22 protein-coding genes, 13 tRNA genes and 2 pseudogenes (1 of these 37 only partly in view) are annotated in these 25,256 nt (G+C 36.1%); 5 read left to right on the forward strand and 32 right to left on the reverse strand.

All coding sequences use genetic code 11. From position 1 onward, the window contains the following. Nucleotides 1-171 precede the first annotated feature (171 nt). From FTX43_RS12820 to FTX43_RS12845, 6 genes are all read right to left on the reverse strand, one after another. Nucleotides 172-2,268, reverse strand: a complete 2,097-nt coding sequence (locus FTX43_RS12820; RefSeq protein WP_147607105.1) for a MucBP domain-containing protein — start codon at nucleotides 2,266-2,268, stop codon at nucleotides 172-174. Further along, nucleotides 2,255-2,572 carry an LPXTG cell wall anchor domain-containing protein gene (locus tag FTX43_RS12825; RefSeq protein WP_002320353.1) on the reverse strand — a complete coding sequence of 106 codons (318 nt, stop codon included), beginning with the start codon at nucleotides 2,570-2,572 and terminating at the stop codon, nucleotides 2,255-2,257. Before FTX43_RS12825 ends, FTX43_RS12820 begins: the two co-directional genes overlap by 14 nt. Nucleotides 2,573-2,711: 139 nt before the next feature. After that, nucleotides 2,712-3,746, reverse strand: a complete 1,035-nt coding sequence (locus FTX43_RS12830; RefSeq protein ID WP_002320354.1) for a DUF916 and DUF3324 domain-containing protein — start codon at nucleotides 3,744-3,746, stop codon at nucleotides 2,712-2,714. Beyond that, nucleotides 3,733-4,392: a WxL domain-containing protein gene (locus FTX43_RS12835; RefSeq protein ID WP_002320355.1), complete on the reverse strand. Its 660-nt coding sequence runs from the start codon at nucleotides 4,390-4,392 to the stop codon at nucleotides 3,733-3,735. The genes FTX43_RS12830 and FTX43_RS12835 overlap by 14 nt, the downstream gene beginning before the upstream one ends. Nucleotides 4,393-4,554: 162 nt before the next feature. Then, entirely contained in the window at nucleotides 4,555-6,021 is a 1,467-nt protein-coding gene (locus FTX43_RS12840) for a helix-turn-helix domain-containing protein (RefSeq protein WP_147607106.1), read from the reverse strand. A 780-nt stretch (nucleotides 6,022-6,801) separates the two neighbouring features. Continuing rightward, the gene (locus FTX43_RS12845; protein ID WP_002309671.1) at nucleotides 6,802-7,155 is read right to left on the reverse strand and encodes a DUF7006 family protein; all 354 of its coding nucleotides are present in this window, start codon (nucleotides 7,153-7,155) and stop codon (nucleotides 6,802-6,804) included. 434 nt (nucleotides 7,156-7,589) lie between these two features. Between FTX43_RS12845 and FTX43_RS12855 the strand changes: the two genes are divergently transcribed. Next, nucleotides 7,590-8,807: an IS110 family transposase gene (locus tag FTX43_RS12855; protein ID WP_073490895.1), complete on the forward strand. Its 1,218-nt coding sequence runs from the start codon at nucleotides 7,590-7,592 to the stop codon at nucleotides 8,805-8,807. A gap of 225 nt (nucleotides 8,808-9,032) precedes the next feature. Here the strand turns inward: FTX43_RS12855 and FTX43_RS12860 are convergent, their stop codons facing one another. From FTX43_RS12860 to ulaG, 7 genes and pseudogenes are all read right to left on the reverse strand, one after another. Next, a complete protein-coding gene (locus FTX43_RS12860; protein WP_002320558.1) occupies nucleotides 9,033-9,743 on the reverse strand; it encodes an L-ribulose-5-phosphate 4-epimerase in 711 nt (236 codons plus the stop codon). Next, the gene (locus FTX43_RS12865) at nucleotides 9,733-10,593 is read right to left on the reverse strand and encodes an L-ribulose-5-phosphate 3-epimerase (protein ID WP_080491777.1); all 861 of its coding nucleotides are present in this window, start codon (nucleotides 10,591-10,593) and stop codon (nucleotides 9,733-9,735) included. The genes FTX43_RS12860 and FTX43_RS12865 overlap by 11 nt, the downstream gene beginning before the upstream one ends. Nucleotides 10,594-10,597: 4 nt before the next feature. Further along, the gene (locus FTX43_RS12870; protein WP_002344111.1) at nucleotides 10,598-11,236 is read right to left on the reverse strand and encodes a 3-keto-L-gulonate-6-phosphate decarboxylase UlaD; all 639 of its coding nucleotides are present in this window, start codon (nucleotides 11,234-11,236) and stop codon (nucleotides 10,598-10,600) included. Between the two features lie 14 nt (nucleotides 11,237-11,250). Further along, a complete protein-coding gene (locus FTX43_RS12875; RefSeq protein WP_002292382.1) occupies nucleotides 11,251-11,550 on the reverse strand; it encodes a PTS sugar transporter subunit IIB in 300 nt (99 codons plus the stop codon). Between the two features lie 41 nt (nucleotides 11,551-11,591). Next, nucleotides 11,592-13,076: pseudogene (locus FTX43_RS12880) on the reverse strand (PTS ascorbate transporter subunit IIC). A gap of 19 nt (nucleotides 13,077-13,095) precedes the next feature. After that, nucleotides 13,096-13,557 carry a PTS sugar transporter subunit IIA gene (locus FTX43_RS12885; protein WP_073490759.1) on the reverse strand — a complete coding sequence of 154 codons (462 nt, stop codon included), beginning with the start codon at nucleotides 13,555-13,557 and terminating at the stop codon, nucleotides 13,096-13,098. Nucleotides 13,558-13,574: 17 nt separating this feature from the next. Next, complete coding sequence (gene ulaG, locus FTX43_RS12890) at nucleotides 13,575-14,642, reverse strand: L-ascorbate 6-phosphate lactonase (protein WP_002344109.1); 1,068 nt, start codon at nucleotides 14,640-14,642, stop codon at nucleotides 13,575-13,577. A 217-nt stretch (nucleotides 14,643-14,859) separates the two neighbouring features. On the opposite strand from ulaG, the gene FTX43_RS12895 reads away from it, so the two are divergent. Further along, nucleotides 14,860-15,630 carry a DeoR/GlpR family DNA-binding transcription regulator gene (locus FTX43_RS12895; protein WP_080491778.1) on the forward strand — a complete coding sequence of 257 codons (771 nt, stop codon included), beginning with the start codon at nucleotides 14,860-14,862 and terminating at the stop codon, nucleotides 15,628-15,630. A gap of 106 nt (nucleotides 15,631-15,736) precedes the next feature. Here the strand turns inward: FTX43_RS12895 and FTX43_RS12900 are convergent, their stop codons facing one another. Continuing rightward, on the reverse strand, nucleotides 15,737-16,087 hold the full coding sequence (locus tag FTX43_RS12900) for a hypothetical protein (protein ID WP_147607107.1): 351 nt from the start codon (nucleotides 16,085-16,087) through the stop codon (nucleotides 15,737-15,739). Nucleotides 16,088-16,258: 171 nt separating this feature from the next. Here FTX43_RS12900 and FTX43_RS12905 point away from each other — a divergent pair, with 171 nt between their 5' ends. The 3 genes and pseudogenes from FTX43_RS12905 to FTX43_RS12915 all read left to right on the forward strand — a co-directional run bounded on the left by FTX43_RS12905 (nucleotide 16,259) and on the right by FTX43_RS12915 (nucleotide 19,974). Further along, complete coding sequence (locus FTX43_RS12905; RefSeq protein ID WP_002309685.1) at nucleotides 16,259-17,029, forward strand: MurR/RpiR family transcriptional regulator; 771 nt, start codon at nucleotides 16,259-16,261, stop codon at nucleotides 17,027-17,029. A gap of 169 nt (nucleotides 17,030-17,198) precedes the next feature. Beyond that, nucleotides 17,199-18,767, forward strand: coding sequence for a maltose/glucose-specific PTS transporter subunit IIBC (gene malX, locus FTX43_RS12910; protein ID WP_002345024.1), 1,569 nt, complete (start codon nucleotides 17,199-17,201; stop codon nucleotides 18,765-18,767). Nucleotides 18,768-18,778: 11 nt separating this feature from the next. Beyond that, nucleotides 18,779-19,974, forward strand: a pseudogene (locus FTX43_RS12915) (MalY/PatB family protein). Between the two features lie 88 nt (nucleotides 19,975-20,062). Here FTX43_RS12915 and FTX43_RS12920 read toward each other — a convergent pair. The 18 genes from FTX43_RS12920 to FTX43_RS13005 all read right to left on the reverse strand — a co-directional run. Further along, nucleotides 20,063-20,890: a helix-turn-helix domain-containing protein gene (locus FTX43_RS12920; protein WP_073490765.1), complete on the reverse strand. Its 828-nt coding sequence runs from the start codon at nucleotides 20,888-20,890 to the stop codon at nucleotides 20,063-20,065. 131 nt (nucleotides 20,891-21,021) lie between these two features. Beyond that, entirely contained in the window at nucleotides 21,022-21,531 is a 510-nt protein-coding gene (locus tag FTX43_RS12925; protein WP_065772719.1) for a kinase, read from the reverse strand. 95 nt (nucleotides 21,532-21,626) lie between these two features. Then, entirely contained in the window at nucleotides 21,627-22,025 is a 399-nt protein-coding gene (locus tag FTX43_RS12930; RefSeq protein ID WP_002344105.1) for a cytidine deaminase, read from the reverse strand. A 183-nt stretch (nucleotides 22,026-22,208) separates the two neighbouring features. Beyond that, nucleotides 22,209-22,469, reverse strand: a complete 261-nt coding sequence (locus tag FTX43_RS12935; protein ID WP_002309692.1) for a hypothetical protein — start codon at nucleotides 22,467-22,469, stop codon at nucleotides 22,209-22,211. A 24-nt stretch (nucleotides 22,470-22,493) separates the two neighbouring features. Next, the gene (locus FTX43_RS12940) at nucleotides 22,494-23,798 is read right to left on the reverse strand and encodes a PTS sugar transporter subunit IIC (RefSeq protein WP_002320565.1); all 1,305 of its coding nucleotides are present in this window, start codon (nucleotides 23,796-23,798) and stop codon (nucleotides 22,494-22,496) included. Between the two features lie 267 nt (nucleotides 23,799-24,065). Next, nucleotides 24,066-24,150 (reverse strand) — tRNA-Leu (locus FTX43_RS12945). 15 nt (nucleotides 24,151-24,165) lie between these two features. Further along, a tRNA-Gln gene (locus FTX43_RS12950) sits at nucleotides 24,166-24,237 on the reverse strand. A gap of 9 nt (nucleotides 24,238-24,246) precedes the next feature. Beyond that, a tRNA-His gene (locus tag FTX43_RS12955) sits at nucleotides 24,247-24,319 on the reverse strand. Between the two features lie 61 nt (nucleotides 24,320-24,380). Further along, a tRNA-Leu gene (locus FTX43_RS12960) sits at nucleotides 24,381-24,465 on the reverse strand. Between the two features lie 20 nt (nucleotides 24,466-24,485). Continuing rightward, nucleotides 24,486-24,556: transfer RNA gene (locus FTX43_RS12965), tRNA-Cys, on the reverse strand. A 45-nt stretch (nucleotides 24,557-24,601) separates the two neighbouring features. Then, a tRNA-Gln gene (locus FTX43_RS12970) sits at nucleotides 24,602-24,673 on the reverse strand. Between the two features lie 11 nt (nucleotides 24,674-24,684). Then, a tRNA-His gene (locus FTX43_RS12975) sits at nucleotides 24,685-24,757 on the reverse strand. A gap of 2 nt (nucleotides 24,758-24,759) precedes the next feature. Beyond that, a tRNA-Trp gene (locus FTX43_RS12980) sits at nucleotides 24,760-24,833 on the reverse strand. 6 nt (nucleotides 24,834-24,839) lie between these two features. Then, nucleotides 24,840-24,920: transfer RNA gene (locus tag FTX43_RS12985), tRNA-Tyr, on the reverse strand. A 1-nt stretch (nucleotide 24,921) separates the two neighbouring features. After that, nucleotides 24,922-24,997: transfer RNA gene (locus FTX43_RS12990), tRNA-Phe, on the reverse strand. 35 nt (nucleotides 24,998-25,032) lie between these two features. Beyond that, nucleotides 25,033-25,105: transfer RNA gene (locus tag FTX43_RS12995), tRNA-Asp, on the reverse strand. A 9-nt stretch (nucleotides 25,106-25,114) separates the two neighbouring features. Then, nucleotides 25,115-25,187: transfer RNA gene (locus FTX43_RS13000), tRNA-Val, on the reverse strand. Nucleotides 25,188-25,201: 14 nt separating this feature from the next. Then, a tRNA-Glu gene (locus tag FTX43_RS13005) sits at nucleotides 25,202-25,256 on the reverse strand (it continues 17 nt past the right edge of the window).

The raw sequence follows: 25,256 nt of genomic DNA on the forward strand, positions 1-25,256 counted from the left end.
TAGAATTAAAAAAGTTAGAAAATTAGAAAGAATTGTTTAACAGAGATGGTAATAGAATAATACTGCAAAGCATTTATACATTGATGATAGCATGAAGATTTCCATACATATTCAATGCATGGACTTCTTAAACGCTATATACCCGTTTTCCTCATCCAGCTCGCCTTTATTTTAATTTGGCGCATCTTCAAAATTCCATTTTAATATACCACTATAGTTTCCTGTGTTATCCGAAGGCTGTAGTTTCAAATGCAGTTTATCAGATAGATCGACTTTTACATTCCCACTATCTTGCCAAATAACTTGTTCCGTAGAATTTAGATGAACTTCTTTCCCCTCATACGTCGTAAAAGATAATCGGTCAGTAAGTTTATCACCTTGGCTATTCATTAATGGGGTTTCTTCAGACAGTTTAATGGTCCATAAGCTCTTATCTAATTTGCTATTGTCTTCTACTTTAAAAATATTTCCTTCTTCTAGCGAAGAAACAGTATTCATGGATGGTATTTCTTTCACCCCAAAATTAATGTCTTCAGGAAGTGTGAGTTGGGGACTTGGTTCTGTTTGAATCGTTCTTACTTCCTCTTGAGAAACACGGCCTTCTTCATCTTTTAAATAAAATGAGACTTGTTGACCCAACCACTTTTCTGGTGCTTTAAAATGAAAAGTACGATTCTTTACTGTTTCAGCCGCTTCAGAATATTTTTCCAAAGTTATTTCTTCTTTCCCACATTTAGCCATCAAATAAATCTTTTCGTTAGCTTTATGTGAAAAATTAAACGTAATTTCTCTAGCTTTAGTGAAGCGAGATACATATAAGGGATCTTCTTTATCTAGTAATTCAAATTGTATTGGCTCGCCTTTCTTATATCTATGAACAATCGTCTGTTCATCTGGTAAATAAATTCCTGTATCTTTGGAACTGTTTTTTATAGGATAATATCCTTTTATTTCAGGATAATCTTTTGAAACATCATACGGAGTGGTGACGATTCCCTCTTTGACTAAAGGCGATTGTAAGATATTATCTTTCTCATCAAGAAAAGGAATGATTATTTTACCTTTGTAATTTACAGAACTTTTCCCTGATTGTTCTCCTAGTGGTTGATCATTGAGCAATGTCTTTATGTCGAATGGTAATGGTAACTTTTCATCTTTAATCAGACCGATGTCTACAGGATAATCCGTTCCTTTCCAGTTTAGTTTAATATCATATAGCAATACCGTATCATATAAACGTTTGTCATTTAAATTGTTTATCACTAAAGCGACATTACCGTTTGGTTCATTGCTTGTTTTAAACAAGTCTGTTAAATCATCACCATTGAGATTAGTTACTTTTGCTTCCTTAAAAGAATATTGATGGGTCGAATAAATTTTTTGTAAATTAAAACATAACTCCATCGATTTATTTTTTTCCCATTTTTCTATATTAGGAATCGTTTGCTGTGCTCTTAAATAAATGTCCTGATTTGCTTTCTCAAATGAAGAATCTACTCCGTAAGCTACAGGAAACTCTGGTTCAGCTAAGAAATCTGTTCTGTACTTTATCGAAGAAGTAGTTGAATCATTATTATGGATGACAAATTTTACGTTAGAAATTGGTTTTGTTGTTAGTTCCAGATCTTGTCTCGGATCAACTGCCCAAGCTCCTCCTCCTGTTGGGTTTTTAAAATACACCCAATAGTCATCTGGCCCTCCATCCCAAACATCATATAGAATATTCGTGGGATTATTAGCATACAGCCCTTTAATCAAAGTTGCAGGAGACAAAAAACCGATATATTTGTTTTGATTTAAGCCACTATAATTAAATGCAGTTTCCAATGTCAGAGGCTGATTATCCTCATCTAAAAAATCATAGGTTACAATCATTTCTCCGTAAATATAAATTCTTAAAAAATCATCTTTGGTTAAATAAATAGATCCCCCATTTAAGTTTCCTCTATTTCTTTCCAAAGTTATTAGTAAATTTACTTTTTTTCCTTTATAAAACCCTACATTTTTTACTAATGCTTTACTTTTATTAGTGTTACGATTAACTTCTATAAAGCTTATATTAGCTATCCCTTCTATTGGCTCTACTGAAAGATCATCACTGTAGTGAATAATAAAAGTATTATCTGCTGGTGTTTTAGCTTGGTTTGCCCAGTGAAAGTACCCTAAATCTGTTAAAGGTCGCGGCGCTGCTTCTACTCTTTGAGATGTGAAAAACAAGAAGCCACTAAAAAATAGCAATAATAATATAACCTGCTTATTTTTTTTCATCTTGTTCACCTGCTAATAAAAATTTTTTTAGATAGTATAGTAGTATTAGGAGGCTTATACCAGTTATATTCATAAACCAGTTTTGTTTATCATTTGTTTTAGGTAACAATTGGTTATATTCTCTTGGCGCAATCTGATCTATCTTATCAGGTACAACTATTTTTTTCATAGGTACTGCCTTATTAGTAGACTGATAAAAAGTAATTCCTACCCTACTAGTTGTTTGATCATCAGCTGATGCAGACACTGGGATTGCCGCCCCAATCAGCAATCCCAGGCAAATAATTGTTAAAATTTTTTTCATTTTTGTCTCCTTTCTACATCTTTTATACAATCATTTTTATAGAAAGTTATCCAAATCATCTATTTTATATATGAATTATTCACACATTTTTTAAGATCGTTTCCCCACTTCACAATCTTAAAAAATGATTCGAATACTTTTATGGATTTTTTCGTCGTAACTTAGTAATATATCCAATTAAACTGATGATAATGATCAAACAAAGAACTAAAAGAATATAGAATAAAGAATGATCCATATTTTCTTTATTTACTTCCACTGCATCTTTGTTGAGCGTTTCGTCCTCTCCTTTGATTACGAATTCTTTATAGAGTGTCCATTTTTTATCTGAATCATCTTTTAACTGAATACTTAATTCATAGGTTCCTTTTTTCAGTGGCTCATTATTCAAATTAAAAGGAATCTGAAATTGTGTGCGTGGTGCAAAAGACACTTTTTGGTTGAATTCATGTAACGCTTCCTTTTCCCCTTTTTTCTTGATGACTGCATGTAGATCCATTTTGCTTTTAAGCACAGGCTCTGAATTTTCTAAATTGGCAAAAAGAGTCAAATAGCCATTCTCTAATCCGGGTTTAACCTTTGTTAAAGCAAATCCTGGTTCCACTTTTTTATCTGAACAAACTAGCTTTACACCGATTGTATATGCAAACTTATTCTTTAGACTAAAACCTTCATTTTTTTCTTCTTTTCCTTTTGTATCTTCATAGCAATAAAATCCTCCTAAAATGGTTCCTTCAAAACCTTTCTCTGGGATTTTCAATTGAAAGGTCACATCACGTTCCTCAGAAGGCTTCAATGTGATCGTCTGTGATTTAGAAATTAAATCTTGGAATACAGGTTTTCCCAATAACTTAGCCTCATGGTTAGAATAATCGATTGCTCCATTTTTATTAGTACAAGCATTATTGGCCTCTACCACTACTTTTATTTGTTTGGCAGTAGTGTTTTTCAATTTTAGTGATAAATCTTGTGTGGCGCCAGGTGTCACCTTTAGATCATAATAACTTGCTTCTGACAGCTGGTTATCTGGTAAAATGGCTTGTGCATCAAAAGATACCTTGTTTGAATCTGCGAATATGTTTGTAGACAAATAGAATAAAGCAAAGAATGCTATACCAACAAAAAAGAGGGGAAAGCTTCTCCCCCGCCCTTTTCGGACATTATGCTGGAGCATCAGACAACACCCAAGTCAAATCAGCTGTATAGCTTTGTGCCTCTACCCCAGCTCGTGGTACATGAAGCTTCACGTTTTCATTATGTCCATCTTTTCCTTCAAAAACTGCAGCAAAAGCTCCGGCTCCCTGTCCTTCTTTAGCAAGCATCACGTCTTGATAAACTTCATTTAAATCAAATGTTTGATTGGCTAATTTAGGAGCTTCAGAAGTATTGTCTTTAGTTACTACTTGACCATTTGTCAAAGACATCTTCGCTCCAGTTAACTCTTTCCCATTTTCTCCAATAAATGGAGAAATGGTAACTCCCAATGTCCAGCCTTTTGCTCCTCCACGAGTATCGTTTACTTGTACATGCGGTTTTTTATTCAATGCATAGTAATCCGTATCTCCCTGTTGGATTTCTTGTTTACCAAATGTGATATTAGATGCAAATGGAATCGATAAAGAACCAACGTCTCCTGTACTTGGATCATCATCGTGCGTGTCATCTGGCACAACTGGTGTGACATCTGTTCCAGATCCTTCCGTCAAAGTAACGTCTGTCTTATTAGTTGTCCCTGATATCATATCTGCAGAAACCATACTTCCCGAAGCAGTTACTGCTAACAAACCTAACGCAGCAGTTGTGATCATTGTTTTCTTCATTTTATAATTCCTCCTAAATAATAATAGATATAATTTGATCCAAAATAATTTTGACACGTCCAGTACTTTTTATCTAGTTCAACTATTTTCCAAAATAAAGAAAAAATTAGAAAGCAAACTAGATGATTCATTCAAATAAGCTAGCTGTTCTTCATAAGAAAGCTAGCTTTTTTCTTTTTTTAATTGATAAAGCGTTTTCTCGAACAAACGCCAGTTTCTTTCGGTAGGTATATTTTTCATTAATAATAATGGCGTTTTTCCAGTGTTGATGTAGTAATTAGAAATAACCAAATCTACTTCAGTTATATTTGTCCTGTAATCATAAAAAGCAAAAACATAAGAATGCCCAAAATACAGATTAATTTTATTCATTAACCATAACCGATGCGTATGGTGTAAATCATCTTGTATTAAAATCTTAATCGGTTTAACATTTGTTAAAAATAAATCATAATAATCTAACACATAATAATAATCCAAAAATAATTGTGCCCAGTTTTCTAATTTCTTTGATACGTCCAAATCCGCATTTGCTTGTAATTCTTTTTTGAGTTTTTCCATTATGTGATAAGTTCGAGGTTCTTCTTCTTTCATTTCTTCGATATACGTACGATTAAAAAAAAGATCTGGATTACCATAAAATAGATAACTTCTTTCATGAAACGCAATAAAATTGAATATGAGTTCTGGATCCTTTATATCTAAAGAAAAACGGAACATGCTTTGTAAAACTTTCTCCAAATTCTCAACTGCTCGATAAGAACAAGTATTTTGTCGCTGATGTGCATATGCATGACTATTTTCATATATTGCATTTCCATCAATTACTCCAAAAGAATAAATTATTCGATAAAGGAAACACAGTTCATCGCTGTTAAAAGAAAGATTAATTTGTTTTGACCACTTCTTCAAAAGATTAAAATGCGGATCATCTGAGATAACTGATTTATATTCATTATCTACTCGTACTTTTCTAAATGAACTTCTTTCTATATTAATGGCTAACCAAAAAGAAAATACACGTTTTTGAAAAATAGTTAACGTAATATCATAAATCCTCTCAAAAGCAACTATATACTTCTCTATTTCCTTTTGTTCGATATGAAATGGCCACTTATCACTACTTTCACGTGTAGAATTCCAATAGAAATAATAAAAAAAGCTACGAATGTTTGCCTCTGATGCATTCAATTCTAACTGAAATGGATGAAATGTTATATGATAACGCCTAAAATATGGAATTAAGAGCTTCGCATATCTGAAAACAGTAGATACACTAGTAAATTGCTCTTTAGCAAAATCTTTTAGAACACTTCTAGGATATTTATACATAAAATCAATCAAATGATAATTATAGGAAGCTTTATAAAAATGAAGATAAATATTATAAATAGGAAAATCTTTCTCTTTTTTTATGAAAAAGCGTTTATTATCTTCATTTTTCAGAAGGATATTCCCATTATATTGCTTAAATAAATCCTCTAGTTCTTCTATATAGTGTAAGACTGACTTCTCCGTAACATTAAGTAAATTTCTAAGTTCTTCCATTGCACACCAATTGTCTTTTTCTAACAAATAATCTAATAAAACTACTTTTTTGAAAGATGTTTTAGTTAAAAAAGTTTGCATCATTTCACCTCAATAAGTTACTTTTGTTTATTTTAATCAAAGAATAAACTTCTCTCGCTCGACTATAACTGATCGAACAAAAGAAGCCTTTTAATAAATATAATCTCACTTACATACATAGGCTAGTTATTTGCTTCTAGCTTATGACAAGTATATAAACGGATATCGATTTCATAATTGTTTTATCTTAAACATTATAGCAGTAATTGTTTTTATTTTTACATGAAGAATTATTATAATCTAGTTTAATTTTTTTCTGAAATATAGAATAAAAATAAAAACATCTTTTCATTTTGAGTTATTAACGGAGATGTAAATGATTAACAATATGTAATTTAATTTTTTATTCCTGCATTAAGATAATTTGATTGTTAATTAAAAACAAACGTAAATTCGTTATTTTAATTCCTATTTATTGTGAACATATCCAATTTTTAACACATAGATATTTGTATAAACATTCTATGAATGCGCTTGTATTTAATTTAGAAAGTGTTACTATCTATTTAGGCAAATTTTTGCTAATATTTTGTTTTTTCATTTACCATCTGTAGAAATCATTTAATGATTTCTATCTTCTCCTTCCAACTTTTTTGATGATGCATCATAAATTAACAGTGCATTATCCATCTTTTCCATGTTAAAAGAACTAAGAGTCAAGACATCATCTTGATTCTTAGTTCTTTTATTTCTTCTAGAAAATAATTGTTAGCAATATAGTTTATATTTTTAAATACTAAACCAGTAGCTTCTAGTTGCTTTCCTGCTTAATAGTCCATATTACTCAACGTAAAAAATAATTGATTGTGGACATTGCTCATCCACTTTATATCCACAACTTTCTTTATAATAGGTATGATAATCACTCTCTATCATATTAATTAACTCTTTTCCCCCGCAAAATTCTTCAATATCTAAATTAATAAATTCCTCCAAAAGGGAAAGCTTAGAGTCAATCGAAAGCATTTTAGGTAATATAGTCCAAAAATCATTATCATCATTTTTACGTAGTGTATAATATGTTTGCTTTTCTAGATTTAATACATAATTATATGCATCATAATCTCCCTTTTTTTCAAAAAAATTTTTCATATTTAAAAATCTACTCACAAATTTTTTCTTGAAATTATTCATTTTCTCACCTCTATTTATTCTTTTACTTGTCCACAGCATAACTGTTGAATAGAGTAACTAAATTCAAAAGCTATTATAGTATAAAAATACACTTTTTGTTGTTCAAATTTTTCATCTAATCTGTGCAGTAATTTTGAACTCTATATTTTTTGATATTTAATGCTTAAGCAATCATTTAAAACATACTAAGATTAGAGGGGAACATCATTGACGAATGATGTTCTCCTCTATTTTCTATTTTTAGATTATAGTGAAGAGTGAAAGAAAGTTCGAACAAAGCCTTGAGGACTACGAGTCCCTATCAAAAACCGAACTTCTTTACTGTCATTTTAGAATCAGGTTTACGTATGTTGGGGCCATGAGCCCGTGTATAGGAAATTGGAATCGAAATGAAGCAGTAAAGTTCTTTCAAAACTTAAAAAGGAGGAAAACAAATGCCTTACATTCTTGCATTAGATGTTTCAATGGGACACAGCTACAGTGTCCTATACAAAGACGACACCTGCTTATTTGAAGACGAGATTGAACACACTCAAAGAGGATTTCATGCATTACTCGAAGAGATCCAGCACTTGCCTGAACGTCCATTGATTGTTTTTGAAGCAACGGGGATTTATTCCAGACCAGTCGAAAAGTTCTTTCAAGATCATCACTTTTCTTACTGTTTGTTAAACCCGTTAGAAGCGAAAAAACAGATGGAAGAAAGCACCTTACGCAGTTGGAAAACAGATAAATCGGATGCCCATCGGCTCGCACAGACTCATCTTAAAAGTCAACGTCAGCCAAAAGAAGTACAAAGCAATTTTTACTTAGAGATGCGCGATTTAGCCCGTTTTTATCAAGAAATTGAGAAGAAAATCACTCGTCTGCGCATGGATTTACACAACTGTCTTCAGTTGACTTTTCCAGAGCTTGAACAGTTCTTTTCAAACAGGCTGACCCCTTACGCATTGACATTGATCCGTCTTTTTCCCCATCCAGATTTTGTATTGGCATCTACTCGGACAAAAATAAAAAATAAACTGATCAACGAAACACGGAAAAAAATCTCCGCGAATCGTGCCGAGCAAAAGGCAGATCAAATCATCCACTATGCACAGTGTGCCTATCCAGCTGTTGAAAAAGACAGTATCCAATGTCAAAAAACAATCTATTACGCCGAACTTCTCCAAGATTTACTCGAACAAAAAGAAGCACTGGCGACACAAATGATCAAAAAAGCCGAAGGCTCTCCTTGCTTTTTGTTGTACCAAACGTTCCCTGGGATTGGCGCACTCACAGCCGCTTTATTGCTCGGTGAATTAGGAGATATCACACGATTTAAAACTCATAAACAATTGAATGCTTTTGTCGGAATCGACATCCGACGGTATCAATCAGGTAAGTATACTGGCCAAGACCGCATCAATAAGCGTGGTAATCCCAAAGCACGGAAAATTATTTTCTTCACCATTCGAAATATGATTCGCCAGCAACGCGCAGCTCCTAATCATATTGTCGATTATTACTACAAATTAAAAAAGCAACCTATCCCTAAGAAAGAGAAGGTTGCCACAGTTGCTTGTATGAACAAGCTTCTGAAATGTATGCACGCTATGGTTAGGGCACATACAGAGTACGACTATGCGTACGCGGTCTCAGTGGACCATTAACTAAACCACTTACAGTATACCACTTCTTTGCCCAGATCGAAAATTTTTTACGAACGGGGCTTTATTTGGTGTGCCTTGATTTTGTCGCTTTCGTTTACGAGCTATTTTTCTTGCACCTTTTACTTGACTAATCGTAGGAAAAAGGTTGTGATAAATTTTCTTCACAACCTTTGTTTCTCTCTATCAAGTATTATCTTTTAATTTTCTACCCTTACCCTAGCATCTCTATTGCCCATAGTATGCATGCTTTCCGTGTTTTCGAAAATAATGTTTATCTAGCAAATATTGTGGGATTTCACATATATTTGGGTTGATCAACTTGTTTTCTTTAGCCATCAAACAAATTTCATCTAAAATCAGGCTATTTTCTACTGCTTCTATAGGTGAGCGCCCCCAAGTGAATGGTCCATGTCCATAGACAAGTACTCCAGGGACTTCGTTTGGCTCTAATTTTCTTTCCTTAAATGTCTCGACAATCACATTCCCTGTATGAACTTCGTAAGCTTCTTTTACTTCTTCTTTCGTCAATTGGCGTGTACAAGGAATCTTTCCATAAAAAGCATCAGCATGGGTCGTGCCATAAGCTGGCAAATCTCTGCCTGCTTGCGCCCACATGACAGAGTGAGTAGAATGAGTATGAGTAACAGCAGTTACATCTTCAAAAGCTTTGTATAAAACAACATGGGTAGGCAGATCTGAAGATGGTTTTAAGCTGTCTTCTTCTATTATATTTCCTGACAAATCTGTTACAACCATTTGATCTGCTTGCATGCGTTCATATCGGACACCGCTTGGCTTAATAACGATGACTCCTAGCTCACGGTCCACTTCACTCACATTGCCCCAAGTCAATTTGACTAATCCGTATTGCGGCAATGCCAGATTTGCTTCAAAGACACGTTGCTTCATTGCTGCAATTTTTTCTTCACAAGACATCATAGCCAGCCTCCTTCAATTTAGAACTTAAGTAGTCTTTTGCCTGCTGGATTTCTCTTCGAAAATCTTGACTTTTTTCACTCCACATTTCGATCAGGAATGTTCCATCATAATCTAGACGTTTCAAATGTCTCAATAATCCAAGAAAGTCAACGCATCCGTTACCAAAAGGAACATCTCGAAACTGTCCTGAATATTCTTTTGTTACAGGATACGTGTTTTTTAAGTGGATAGCAGTGATATAATCGATCCCTTTCTCAAGTTCTCGAGCCGGATTATTTTCCGGCCATGCGGACAAATTGCCTAGGTCTGGATATACTTGTAGAAAAGGGGAACGAATCTGTTCTTTGATTTCTAAAAATTTTGAAATGGAGTTCATAAATGGGTCATCCATGATTTCCACGGAAAGAATGATGCCATATTTAGAGGCTTCCTTTACACTTTCTTTTATTCCTTCGATAAAGTCTTCTCTGGAATTCATTGATTTCTCTTCATAATAAACGTCATATCCAGCTATTTGGATTACTTTGACGCTTAAATTATGCGCCAAATGGATTGCTTTTTTCATTAGTTGTTTCGCTGCTTTTTTCTTTTCTGGATCAGCAGAACCAAACGGAAATCGCCGATGCGCACTTAAACAAATCGAATGGATACGTACTCCAGAGCTAAACATCTCTTCTCTCAGCTCAGCTATCTTTTTTTCAGACCAATCTAATCGTGCTAACCGCTCATCCGTCTCATCAATCGACATCTCGATAAAATCGAAGTCCATTTCTTTTACAAGGGAAAAACGTTCTTTCCATGAAATATCTTTGGGTAATGCTTTTTCATAAATCCCAATTTGAGCCATTTCCTTACCCCCAGATACGAATGATCTCATCTTTGAAACATTGTGCAGCCTTCATTGGATCTTCTGCTGCTGTAATCCCCCGACCCGCGATAAAGGTATACACGTTGATTCCTTCAAACAATTGTAATGTGTTTGGATTTAATCCACCAGTTACAGAAACATTGAAGCCTAGTTCAATCAGTTTGCTGACCTTCGACAAATCTTTTTCACCCCAAGCTTCACCAGATAAGAGCGCATCACGGCTTTGGTGGTAGATTACCTGTCGGATTCCGATGTTATACCAATCCTTGGCTTGCTCAAAAGTCCAATTGCCATAGAGTTCTACTTGTAATTCGCCTATCTCTTTTTGTGCTGCCTTCATCGTTGGCATTGTTGCACAGCAAATGACTGTCATCCAATCTGCTCCTGCAGTAGCAACATTTCTTGCTACTGTTCCTCCAGCATCTGCACATTTTGTATCAGCGACCAGTTTTTTTTCTGGAAATATACTGTGAATACAGCGAATCGCTTTTTGTCCTTCCTGTAAGCAAAGGATCGTTCCCACTTCAATAATGTCTACTACATCACCGACTTTCATAACATCGCCTAATGCATGTTCTAAATTATTATGATCTAACGCAATTTGCAGATTCGGCCTGCTCATCTTGGTTCCTTCTTTCACTTGTTTTTTTGATACCATGTTGTTTCAGCAAATTTTTCACTGATTTCTTTGGCGGACATCACATTTTTTATACCAATAACTGTAACGCCTTTTTTCTCTGCCTGAGTAAACATATTCAAAAAATTGACTGGTGTAAAAACGACATCATATTGACTCGCTGAGCTTTTCCCCTCTGAAATAGCACAATGATGAATCTTGGTAATTGGTATATTTAGTTCTTTCATTGCTTTTTCTACACTTCTCATCATCATCAAGCTGGTTCCTGATCCATTTGCACACGATACTAAAATTCTCATCCTAATCCCTCCATTATGAGTGTTGTCTAATCAGATTTCTTTTATGCTTTCTGCTTTTCTGCATATTTTTCATAATCTTCTACAATCAAGAAATACCCTTCAGGATTTTTCCGATATTGTAACTGCGGAATAGCCAATAGACCAATGACGACTACGGCGATTCCAGCATAACCTAGGACTTTCATGACTACTGTAAATAATGGCTAAGCTGTCGCCCAATCGAACATCCCGATATAACCACCGTATGTTGACATCCCGATCCATGTAGCGAATAATGCTGAACCGCCTACTTGTATGATTCCAGAAAGAAACGGGAATAGACAGGCAGCTTTGAATCCACCTCGGTTATTGGCATAAACTGCTATGACAGCATTATCAAAGAACAACGGAATGAAACCGGCTATGACGATCGTTGGCGATTTCAATAAAATCAGTAAACCAATCATCAAAAATTGACCCAAAGCACCGAACAAAAATCCAATCGTTACCGCATTTGGCGAACCAAAGCCAAAAGTAGCGGCTACATCGATTCCTGGAACAGCTCCTGGTAAAATCGTGTTTGAGATTCCTTGAAAAGATTGAGTTAGTTCATCGACGAAAGTCCGAACCCCTAATTGCAAGATTGCCAGATATACCGCAAAATTCAAGGAAGTCGTCATAATGTAGAATAAGAAACTCTGCCCCTCTTTCATGAATTGTGCTTGAATCAAATAATCTTTGCCTAGTACAAGCAGAATGATCCCAAAGAAAAATAGCATGAGCAACGAAGTAGCAACCATATTCTCATTAAATATCGATAGGAATCCTGGTAATTGGATATCTTCGATTTTCTTGTCTTGCTTGATCGATCGATTTTTCTTTTCATCCCGCTTTTTCATCCATTCAGCTAGTTTAGCAAAAATAAAGATTCCGAACATTTGCTGATGTGCCACCGCAAATCCGGCACCTTCTGTCAATTCCTGCGTGATCCCTACTGTTAAGTTAGAAGCTACTGCCCAATAACACCCTAAAATCAATCCCATAAATATCAATACTTGTATCCTGCCTAGATCAGGAAAACAAAACAGTAAAATCCAAAAAGCGGTAGCTGCTTGCTGGACCTGAACATTTCCGGTCGTGAAAACGGATCGCAGTTTCGTATATTTCTGAAAACGGACTAATAAAATATTTAAAACAAATGCAATCAGTAATAGAATCATCACATCTCCAAAGGTACGGCCAAATGTCTCCATTAATCCAGCATCCACAGCATTTTGTCCAAAATAAGGATCTGTAACCATAGCATCCAAATTAAACCGTTCTTTTAGTCCAACCAAGATTGGTCGAAAATTGTTGACCAAACCACCAGAGCCAACAGTCAAAATAAAGTAGCCAACCGTTGCCTTTAAGAATCCAGCGATGCATTCATGAAGCGGGCGTTTCAGCAAAATATAGCCTAATAACACGATAAAACCAATCAGGTACGCTGGCTGCGTCAAGATATTTGTTGCAAAATACGTCCAAATGCTTAACAAAAATTCCCCCATCTTTTTTCTCCTCTATCAATTAATTATATTCCGCCATCACAACTTGGTAATCATCGATGGAGTTCGTAGAGATGAGACGCTCAACCAATCCATCTGTCATTAATAATTCGGATAATTTTTGGATATTTTCTAGGTGTTCTTTTGGATCTTTTGCTGCGAGTGTAAAAAACAAACTGGCCGTTTTCTCCTCATTCTCATCTTCGCTTTCAAAACGGACTGGCTGCTTCAACTTGGTAAATGAAATAGCCGTTCCAAAAACTCCCTCACTTTTTTCTGAAGAATGTGGCATGGCTACTTGAGGTGCAATCACAATATAAGGTCCATATTTTTCTACACAATGAATGATTTCTTCAACATACGTTTGATCAATGATTTTCTTATCAATCAATACACGACAGCTTTTGGCGATAGCTTCACGCCAATTCGTGATTTCTTTATCTGGGTAATGAATCAATTGATAGTCAAAAAAGTATTTCAGCAAGAAACTTCCCTTCTTTCTTATAAAAACGACGGAAACGGTGTATCATTTTCAATCGAGAAGACATCTTCAAATCCGCGATAAAAATTAAACTCAAGATCATCTTTGTTTGTCGGATAGATGAATTTCCCGCCTACTTGCCAGATATAAGGTTTAAACCCATAATGCAAGCGATCCTTTTTGAATTTCCAAATTTCAGTAATCTCTTTAGGATCAGCCATAAAATTAGACCAAATATCGTAGTGGACAGGAATCACTACTTTTGCATTCAATGACTCCGCCATGCGCAGCATATCAACAGAAGTAACTTTGTCTGTTATCCCTCGTGGGTTTTCACCGTAGGCTCCTAAGCAGACATCGATTTTGTGGTCATTGCCATGTTTGGCAAATAAATTGGAATAATGTGAATCTCCTGCGTGATAAAGATTACCTCCTGATGTTTCAAATAAATAATTTACTGCTATTTGATCCATCTCCTGAGGCATTTTTCCTTTCAATACTTCTTCCGGATCTTCACAAGTAACCAACGCTGTCCGATCAAACGCTTCTAAAGCTACTACATTGATATTTTTGATTTTGACCGCATCACCTGGTTTCACGATAATCGTTTTTTCTTCAGGGATCCCCCATTTTTGCCACGTGTGAACCACTTCTTTTGGTCCAATGAATATTGCTTCAGGACAATTTTGATGCACGGCTGCAGCTGTGTGAATATCTAGATGATCGGAATGGATGTGTGTGACGATTAAAGCGTCTACATTTTTTATTTCAAAAGGATCGATTACGAAAGGCTGAGTCCGTAAGTTAGGCTGCATATTTTGAACACCGCTCATACGCATCATCTGATGCCCTTTTTTCATCATGCCATTTCCATGACTGCGTTTTCCCGTTCCACACCATAAATCACATAAGATATTCGTTCCTTCATGACTTTTCAGCCAAATTCCCGTACAGCCTAGCCACCACATAGCAAAAGTTCCAGGTTCCACTACCTCTGATTCGATTTCCTCGTTCAAATACGTACCCCATTCTGGAAATGTTTCTAATATCCACTTTTCTTTTGTCACTTCATTTACCGTTTTGCTCATTTACTTGTTCCCCCCATATCATTCTTACGACTTACAAGTAAATCTTAATGCGTAACCGCATGCGTGAAAACCCTTTTATATGACTGTTTGTCTTTTATATGATTTTCTTTTAAATATTAATGATTGTTTCAGTATAATAAAGACAGATATGAATATTTAAATGAACAACTAATCAAATAAATCCATGGATCAAGATGTCCTTCAGGAGGCAACAGTCATGAAAAACTCACTTGTCAATATTGAAAAACGGCAAAAAGATATTTTGGAACTACTTCAGCAAACCGAACAATTGTCAACTTTTCAATTAGCTGAATCTCTGGATGTATCTATTAGTACGATACGCAGAGATTTAAATTTATTAGAAGAAAAAAACGAGATCATCCGCAATTACGGTTATTGTTCTTATAATTACAAAAACCAGACTGATTTTGATCAATCTGGTCCTGAAAGGATTAAACAAGCGATTGCCAGAGAAGCTAGTAAATACATTAGCGATTATGATACATTGTTTATTAATTCTAGCTCGACTGCATTGAAAACACTGGATTTTCTTCAATCTAACCATTTGACAGTCGTTACAAACAACGTAAAAATCAACTATTCTCCTCACAAAGATAATTGCAGTTATATTTTAACTGGCGGAGAGATGCGCTTTCCAAAAGAAGCACTGGTGGGCGATATCGCATTAAATACGATTTCTTCAATCAATGCAGACATTTGTATCATTGATTGCAGCGGAGTCGATGTCGCACATGGGGTCACAACGAAAATATTGAATGAATCAACAATCAACGAAATGATGATCAACCAGACAATCAAATGTAAGATTCTAGTTGCTGATCATCGAAAAATCGGACTGACATCAAAATTCAAGATTGCTGATATTTCAGTCTTTGATTATTTGATCACTGATAAATTTTGCTCTGAAAAAGTATTAGACAAAATCAAGAATATGGGGACAAAAATCATCCAAGTAGATTCATTTTAAGAATTATGTTGGTTTGCGTAAAAAACTCTACTACATTCAAAATTACCATTTCAACATAGCAGAGACTTCTTAAAACGATAAAATGGATGAACAATCAAAATTTGATTTAATCATCCATTTTACTAACTATTTTCTCCACATCCAAAGTTCCGTATTCTTCCTTAGATATTACGAAAACAGGTATTTCAGGGAACTGACTTTCTATTTTATCTTTTGCATATCCAAGTAAAGGAGTGAGCAATAAGATGTCTGCTCTCTTTGCTTCTTTGTCTATTTGGCTAGAATCATATACTTTGACTGACACATTTTTTTGCTCTTTTTGAAAGAAATGTGTCAATTTTCTTTCTAAACGTTGCGTTTGCAAAAGTCCATCAGAAGAAATCAAACTGAATGTCATATAGAAAAGAAAGATTTTCTTTGGACTTTGTTCAGCAATCTTGGGCTTGTTAAGATTCATTGGTTATCTTCCTCTCTTTTGTCTTTAGATCATCCCAGTATTTTAACTAACTTTTATTATATATACATTTTTATGAAAGCGCTATATAATAAGTTAGATTATTATCTAAACTCAACAGAGATATTTGTTTACGAATACTATTTTTGTTAGATATTGAAAGGAGTACCGTCCATGTTAAGCAATAGTTTGATTGCTTTACTAGAAAAGAAGCGTTCCTCGTTAAGTAAAATCGAAAATGAAATATTGGATTATATATTCCTCCATTTGTCCGATATTGGAACAAAAACGATTTATGAAGTATCTGATGATTTATTTGTCTCAACTGCTACTATCTCCCGAACGGCTAAACATTTAGGCTATCAAGGTTTTAAAGAGTTGAAATACGCCATCGATCAATCCATCCATGTAGAGGAACAGGAAGGAAATAGCCGAAGCTTTCAAACAATCACGAACCAAATCACTTCAAATGTCACAGAGACGTTCCATCAAATGAGCGAAGAAAAGGCCAAACAAATGATGACATTGATCTATCAATCGAATACTATCGAAGTTTTTGGATTAGGAGGAAGCTTCCCTATTTGTACAGATTTTGCTCGAAAACTGACTTTTTTAGGAAAAAAAGCATTTGCTCGTTCAGATTGGGATGAACAAGAAGCAGCTGTAAGTAATTTGAAACAGGAAGACTTAGCCATTTTCGTCAGTTTCACAGGAGAAACAAAAGGTATCCTCTCCTATGCCCAGATTGCTCAAAGACAACAAGTCCCTATCATCAGCATTATTTCAACCAAGGGAAGTAACTTGGAAAAATTATCGACGATTTCCTTATATGCAAAGGGAACGACTCGCTATCACCACAGTGTCGATTTAAGTTCAAGAATTTCTGTGATTTGTTTATTTGATACAGTACTCTTGATGTATGCAGACCAAATGAAAAACAATTAGCTATAATTTGTTGCTATTTCTAGTGAAACATCTTACTCAATCATGTATGAGGATACAGAATATCTGTCTCCTCTTTTTTATTTCCTTTAGTTAGCTATAATAAACCTATCAATGAAAACGCAATCATTTTTTAAAAATCTTAAAACTACTAAGAGATGGAGGAAGAAAAATGAATACAAAGAAAAAGAAATCAACCTTTTGGGAGTTCTTTCAAGGGTTGGGAAAGACTTTTATGTTGCCGGTTGCTTTGTTGGCTTTCATGGGTATTCTTTTAGGGTTAGGTAGTTCATTTTCCAGTGAATCAATGATTCAGACTTTACCGTTTTTAGGATATCCAGCAGTTAAAGCAGTGTTCCAATTCATGTCTGCTATTGGCGGTTTTGCCTTTACCTACTTGCCAGTCATGTTTGCCATGGCCATTCCATTAGGATTAGTTCGTAAGGAAAAAGGTGTGGCCGCTTTCTCTGGATTCGTCGGTTACACTGTCATGAATTTAGCCATCAACTTTTACTTAGTCCTGACAAATCGTTTAGTTGATGCCGACCACTTGCGAGAAGCTGGACAAGGAATGGTTTTTGGTATCCAGACGATCGAAATGGGTGTTCTTGGAGGGATCATTGCTGGAATCATCGTTTATAAGTTGCATAACAGGTTTTATACTGTTCAGTTACCAGATAGTTTCGCCTTCTTCTCAGGGGCTCGTTTTGTACCGATTATCACTTCTCTAGTTTTAGGGTTTGTTGGTTTGATCATCCCCTTGATTTGGCCTTTATTCGCTATGGTCATTATGGCTATCGGCCAGCTAATCCAACGTTCAGGAATATTTGGTCCCTTCTTATTCGGTTCAGGGGAACGACTGCTTCTTCCATTCGGGCTTCACCATATTCTAGTTTCGATGATACGCTTTACTGAAGCTGGTGGTTCGGCGATCATTGATGGAAAAGAAGTATTTGGTGCACTGAATATCTTTTATGCAGAATTGCAAAACAATTTGCCTATTTCGCCAAGTGCAACTGCCTTTTTATCACAGGGAAAAATGCCTACATTTATTTTTGGACTGCCTGCAGCAGCATTAGCTATGTATCGTACCGCTGCACCACAAAATCGACATAAAATCAAAGGATTGTTGATTTCAGGTGTGATTGCGACAGCTGTGACCGGAATCACAGAACCAATCGAATTTTTATTTTTATTCATTAGTCCGCTATTATGGCTCTTCCATGTCGTCATGACTGGTCTAGGTTTTATGGTCATGGCATTATTAGGTGTCGTAATCGGGAATACAGATGGTGGAATCTTAGATTTTGTGATTTTTGGTCTACTCCAAGGTAATGACACAAAATGGTGGTGGGTATTAATAATCGGTGCTTTGTGGTTCGGTATTTACTATATTGTCTTCAAAACAGTAATCATAAAATTGGATTTAAAAACACCTGGGCGTGACAAGACAGTGGATGAAACAGAATATACCGATCAAGAAGTGAACTTTCATAAAACAGGCGGATACGATGCAAAAGGAATTTTAGCAGCACTTGGTGGTCAAGAAAACATCCAATCTTTAGATAATTGTATTACACGTTTACGTTTAGTTTTAGCAGATGCAGATATCGTAGATGATGAAAAGTTAAAACAACTAGGAGCATTAGGTGTGGTCCATCTCGATCATCAAAACGTCCAAGTGATTATCGGAACGAAAGTCACAACTGTTCGCAATCAGCTTGATACGATTTTAGGATAAAAAGATAGAAGGTGAAATTTGTGGCATTTGATACCGCTATAAATAGAAAAGGAACGTACTGTACACAGTGGGACTACGTTGAAGACCGATTTGGCGAAACTGATTTACTCCCTTTTACGATTTCTGATACAGATTTTATGGTCCCGAAGAAGTACTTGATACTTTGAAAGAAAGAATGAACCACCCAGTATTTGGCTATACCCGCTGGAATCATCATGAATTAAAAGAAGCAATTAAACAGTGGTATCAATCCCGTTTTGACACACTACTAGAAGAAGAATGGATCATGTACACTCCAACAGTTATCTATGCAGTATCTACCCTTATTCAAATGCTTACTAAAAAAGGGGAAGGAGTGGTTTTACAAACGCCAGCTTATGATGCTTTTTTTAAAGTCATCCAAGACAATGACCGACTTCTAGTCGATAATCCTTTGATCTATGAAGAAAATCAGTACCGGATCGATTTTACGGATTTAGAAGAGAAATTAGCCAGGTCAGAAAACAAAGTACTACTTCTCTGCTCTCCCCACAATCCAACCGGTAGAGTATGGAAACAATGGGAATTAGAAAAAATCGTGGCATTGTGCCGTCAGTATTCTATATTTTTATTATCTGATGAGATACACATGGACATTTTAGGACGAGGACAAACGCATATACCTATCACACGCTTCAATTATGAACAAGTGGCGATTGTCACCAGCGGTACAAAAACATTTAACTTCCCTGGATTGACATTTGCCTATACGTTGATACCGAATCTTGGGTTACGTGAGCATTTTCAAAGGAAGTTAAAAAATGCGGATGGGTTATCTTCTACCAATATTTTCGGTATGTTAGCGACAATGAGTGCCTATCGGTATTGCAGTCATTGGGTAGATGAACTGAATCATTATCTTGAAAGCAATCAGCGGTATGTAAAAGCATTTATCCAGGAAAAACTGCCAGATGTAAAAGTCGTCGATCTTGAAGCAACCTATTTGATGTGGCTAGATATATCCAAAGCTGTATCAGATATCCCTCTTTTAAGAGAGAAGCTGATTTCTATAGGCAAAGTGGCGATTATGGATGGATCGATTTACGGCGGAAATGGTCATCAATTTTTACGATTGAATATCGGCTGTCCGAAATCGAAATTAGTAGATGGACTAGATCGTATGTTGAAAAGTTTTGAAGCAACTGCTGAAATCGAAATTAAACCATAATAAAGGAGATGTGACAAAAATTTTTGTCACATCTCCTTTTTTCGAATATACGATGTTCTTAAAGTTGAACACTTCTGTCAAGATCTCTTTATTTAAGGTCGTTTTCGATCACTTTCACCGCGTGATCATTCCCGTTGAAACATGCTACTTTTTTGGCATCCATATATCTTTCTAAATAATCGTCTTCTCCTAGTTGCTTGTGGCAAAAAGCAATTTCATAAAGCAAGTATTCCAATGCATGGGTTGATTTATGTTTCTTATTGTATCCAATCCCCTTCTCGCACAACTGGATTGCTTTTTCATAGTTCTCGATTTTGCTGTAATAGGTGGCGATATTATAATATACGATACAGACCATCAGATTATCAAAATCAGTATCATTCAAGATTTTAAGCGTACGTTCCACATACACTTTTGCAAAGTCTAGTTCTCCTTTTGCCAAGTAGATCATTGCCACATTTGCAGCTGCTTGTAAGTGATGGATATCTGTTTCGGTCGTTTGTTCCAACACTTGATTGAAATAAAACAATGCTGCATCTTCTTTTTTTGCATAAAGATGATCAAGCAGTCCTTGATAAAACAAGATTTGGTTTAAAAGATCAGAATTGCTTACTTTTTTCTGATCAATCGTTTGTAAAATTTCATAAGATTCTTTGTACTTCGATACAGCATTCAACGATTGAATCTCACTTAATTTTTTTCTGATCTTGTCTTCTTCTGTTTCCACTAATATATCGGAGATCTCGACATTCAACTTTTTGCAAAGCGCACTTAGGATGTTGATACCTGGTGACATATTCTTGTTTTCGATATTGCTGACAGTTGCCTGTTCGCAAATACCTTCTGCTAATTGTACTTGTGTTAACCCCTTTTTCTTTCGGTATTCTTTCAGTAATGCTCCATCTACTTTTATCAAAACAATTTCCTTCCCTTTAAAAAATTATTTCTCCTTTATATCATACACAAAAAAAAGTTCTAAACAACCATAATTGTTTAGAACAGAATAAAAATTTTAATTTTTATCACCAATTATTTCTTGATAAAAAATCAACTGTCTACCTGCAGATCAATCTCCTGAAGTATTTTCTCTATCATTTCTTGTTGACTTAATTCGGCAGTCAGTATCTTCTCATTAGGCAATCCAAGTATATCATGCTCCAACCACCAATCCGCCATTTGTTCTGCACCAAATTCTTTTGACATCTTTCTCTGGCTGTGACGTCTCAGCGTTTCTTCAAAAGAAAGATCGTAATAATAAGCAAATACATTTCCTTGAAAGCTCTCATACAGGTCCATAAGCATCGCTTTGTAGATTTTTGCACTCATGATCCCCTCGACAAGGACTAAATCAAATCTGTCTTTTCCGAATTCTGCCAACTGACGGATCAAATCTGGTGTAGGATTTCCTACTTTATCTTTGACATTCAACATTTCTCTTCTCACTTCATCTTGAGAGATTCGCATCACCTTCCCCATAGGAAAATGATTTTGAATAGCTTTAGCTGTCGTTGTTTTCCCACTTGCTGAATTTCCTCTTAATATGACTAGCTTCCCCATGACACTGCATCTCCTTGTATACCAATAATCATTCATCCAACATCATTAATCCTTCTGTTGATTGAAAATAAAAAGAGAATCTGTTTGTATAAAAATCATTCTGATCTGTGGTAAGCATATGGAATGAGATCCGTAATTTTGATTTTTTTAGCTCCCTCTTCTGTTGAGACAATGATTTCACAAGCAGGTGCATACTCCAATATAAACTGTCGGCAATTCCCACATGGAGAATAGATCATGTCAGAATGATCTCCACCCACAGCTACGATACACTCAAAATCACGTTCACCACGACTGATTGCTGTCCCTAACGCAATGATTTCTGCACATGCCCCATGATTCGAATAAACATTCACACCAGTATACACATTACCATTTGTGCAACGTACTGCAGCTCCTACTGTATGATTGAAAGACACCAAATCAATATTTGATTTAATGACTTCGGTTGCAGCATCCACTAATTCTAAATCCATTGTTGATAAATCGCTCATTTTTATCTCCTTTTTTCTGCCAAATCGGTTAAAGCAATCATAATCTTTATATAAAAAAACATCAATGGCAGAACGGAAAGAAAAGAAACGACTCAGTTAGTATGTGGACTATTGTTCTTGGTACAACGGTAAAAAAGCAAGCTTGCATTTACAAGCCTGCTTTTGGAACATTTAAAGCTTCGATCAAAGCTTCGATGTGACAAACCACCTATGCTGCTCGATCATAAAATTGATAGCAAAAATTCCACAAAGTATATATGTACCCCATGATAATAAAACATTCATCTGCGGTAAAATGATCTTTGGAAGAATCACAATCAAAAATGATGCCAGAGCCCAAACCCAACGATTGATGTGAACGTGACGCATAGCCAGCATATTCAACATAAGTTGGCTTATCGTTAATAAAAAGATAAAAACAAAAAATAAAATCAGCCAATACATTGTTTTCCACCTCTGAAATCAGACTTAAGCAGTTTGTATTTCGTTATCTCCATTATTATTTTGTTCATCTGACAACATCTTTTTATCATAAGCTTTTACAAATGGATAATAGATGATAAATGCTATCAGTGTATTGATCACAATCAAAACAACCACACGCCAGTCATTTCCTGCTGAAAGGTAGCCGCCGATTGGTGCTGGTAATGTCCATGTTGGCAACACAGTAAATCCATTGACCATTTCTAATTTGACTGCAAAATAGCTGACAATAGTCAAAACTAAAGGAACTAAGTTGAATGGAATGAACATGTAAGGATTCAACATCATAGGAGCTCCAAAAATCATCGGCTCATTGATATTGAAGATACCAGGAATAATGGAAAAACGACCAACTTCTTTTAAGAATTTTGATTTACAAAAGAATAAAAACAAAACTGATACCACAATCGTGGCTCCTGCACCGCCAATCGTAACTGTCCATTGATAAAACTGTTCAGGAGCGATATAAGGCAATTTGGTAGCAGCTGTACCATCTGCTAACGCCTTCGCATTCTCATCCAACATAATCAGCCACATTGGACGAACAACAGCTCCTACGATACTCATGCCATGGATCCCAAATGACCACAACAAATGGATCAAAAACATCGGTAATAAAACACCAAGCAGATTATTCCCTAAAATATTGGTTAAGGGCTCGAATAACGATAATAAGGCAGCGTTTACATCGAAACCCGCGACGCTTCGAATCAACCAAGTCGTTGTTAAAATCACTGCACCAGGAATCAATGCCTCAAAACTACGGGCCACAGCAGGTGGTACTTGTTCTGGCATTTTGATAGTAATATTACGCTTTTTAAAGAAACGATACACTTCCACTGCAAAAATCATGGATAGGATCCCGGCAAACATCCCAGATGCTCCTAAAGAACTCATCGGTAAGACCCAGCCAAGAGGTGCCTCTTCAGGTGTTAAAACGTTTACAGGAACTTGTAACATAAAGAACGTCCCTAGTGATAATATACCACCCGTCACACTATCCAACCCATATGATTTAGCTAGATCCGAACCCATAACAAAAGTTGCGTAAATAGCCATTAATCCCATCGTAATCCTGAAAGGTAAAACGATTGTTGCCGAATAAGGGGCAATAAATTCATTCCACCCAGGAAACGGTAAATTGATGAAAACCATAAAAAATGTACCAATCAAAATCAATGACAGTGTTGAAACAACCCCATTACGAATTGCCAACAAATGTCGCTGTGTACCAATTTTTGCCATTGGTGGGACAAGTTTTTCCTCAACCCATTTCATCAGCTTTTCCACTAAAACCACTCCTTTTCAATAAAATAGAGACCATTCACTGCATAATGAAGCAAAGAATGTTCATAATTAATTATATAATTATGAAATTTTATTTCAATATATTTTAGTAGAAAATATTATTATTTTTTAATACAGGTTCTTTTTTATATACAAAAAAATTTTTCAAACCTAATAAACTTTACTGTTCCTATACTGATCTATGGGTTTATAAAATAGTATTTAAATAAAATAAAAAACCTTGAAATTTAATTTCAAGGTTTTTCGTAATACCGGCGGCCGGGGTCGAACCGGCACGTCCTCAACGGACACTGGATTTTGAGTCCAGCGCGTCTGCCAATTCCGCCACGCCGGCAAATTAAAAGAATAACTGGGGTAGCTGGATTCGAACCAACGCATGAGGGAGTCAAAGTCCCTTGCCTTACCGCTTGGCTATACCCCAAGAATAAAGGGCGAATGATGGGAATCGAACCCACGAATGCCGGAGCCACAATCCGGTGCGTTAACCACTTCGCCACATTCGCCATCATAAAAGATGTTATTTAATTTCTCAATAAAAAACTAAGATGAAGACATCTTAGTCAATACCGGCGGCCGGGGTCGAACCGGCACGCCCTCAACGGGCACTGGATTTTGAGTCCAGCGCGTCTGCCAATTCCGCCACGCCGGCAAGTTGATTTATTAGTACTAAGGCGGTAACCGGATTTGAACCGGTGATGAAGGTTTTGCAGACCTCTGCCTTACCACTTGGCTATACCGCCATTATACTATTATCAATCTATAAAATAAAGAATAAATTATAGAAACTGGGGTAGCTGGATTCGAACCAACGCATGAGGGAGTCAAAGTCCCTTGCCTTACCGCTTGGCTATACCCCAAGAATAAAAAAGGCGAATGATGGGAATCGAACCCACGAATGCCGGAGCCACAATCCGGTGCGTTAACCACTTCGCCACATTCGCCATGGCAGGGGCAGCAGGAATTGAACCCACACTAACGGTTTTGGAGACCGCTGTTCTACCTTTAAACTATGCCCCTATAAAATGGAGGAGAGTGGATTCGAACCACTGAACCCTAAGGAACGGATTTACAGTCCGTCGCGTTTAGCCACTTCGCTACTCCTCCATGGTGGCGCGGGACAGAATCGAACTGCCGACACACGGAGCTTCAATCCGTTGCTCTACCAACTGAGCTACCGCGCCATATTTTAAAATTATTAATTGAATAACAAGAACGACGGTTCCGACGGGAATCGAACCCGCGATCTCCTGCGTGACAGGCAGGCATGTTAACCCCTACACCACGGAACCAGTTCATTATGGAGGTTAACGGGATCGAACCGCTGACCCTCTGCTTGTAAGGCAGATGCTCTCCCAGCTGAGCTAAACCTCCAACATTCAATTAAATGACCCGTACGGGATTCGAACCCGTGTTACCGCCGTGAAAGGGCGGTGTCTTAAC

Source organism: Enterococcus sp. DA9 (genome assembly GCF_008000875.1).
Classification (GTDB): Bacteria; Bacillota; Bacilli; order Lactobacillales; family Enterococcaceae; genus Enterococcus_B; species Enterococcus_B lactis.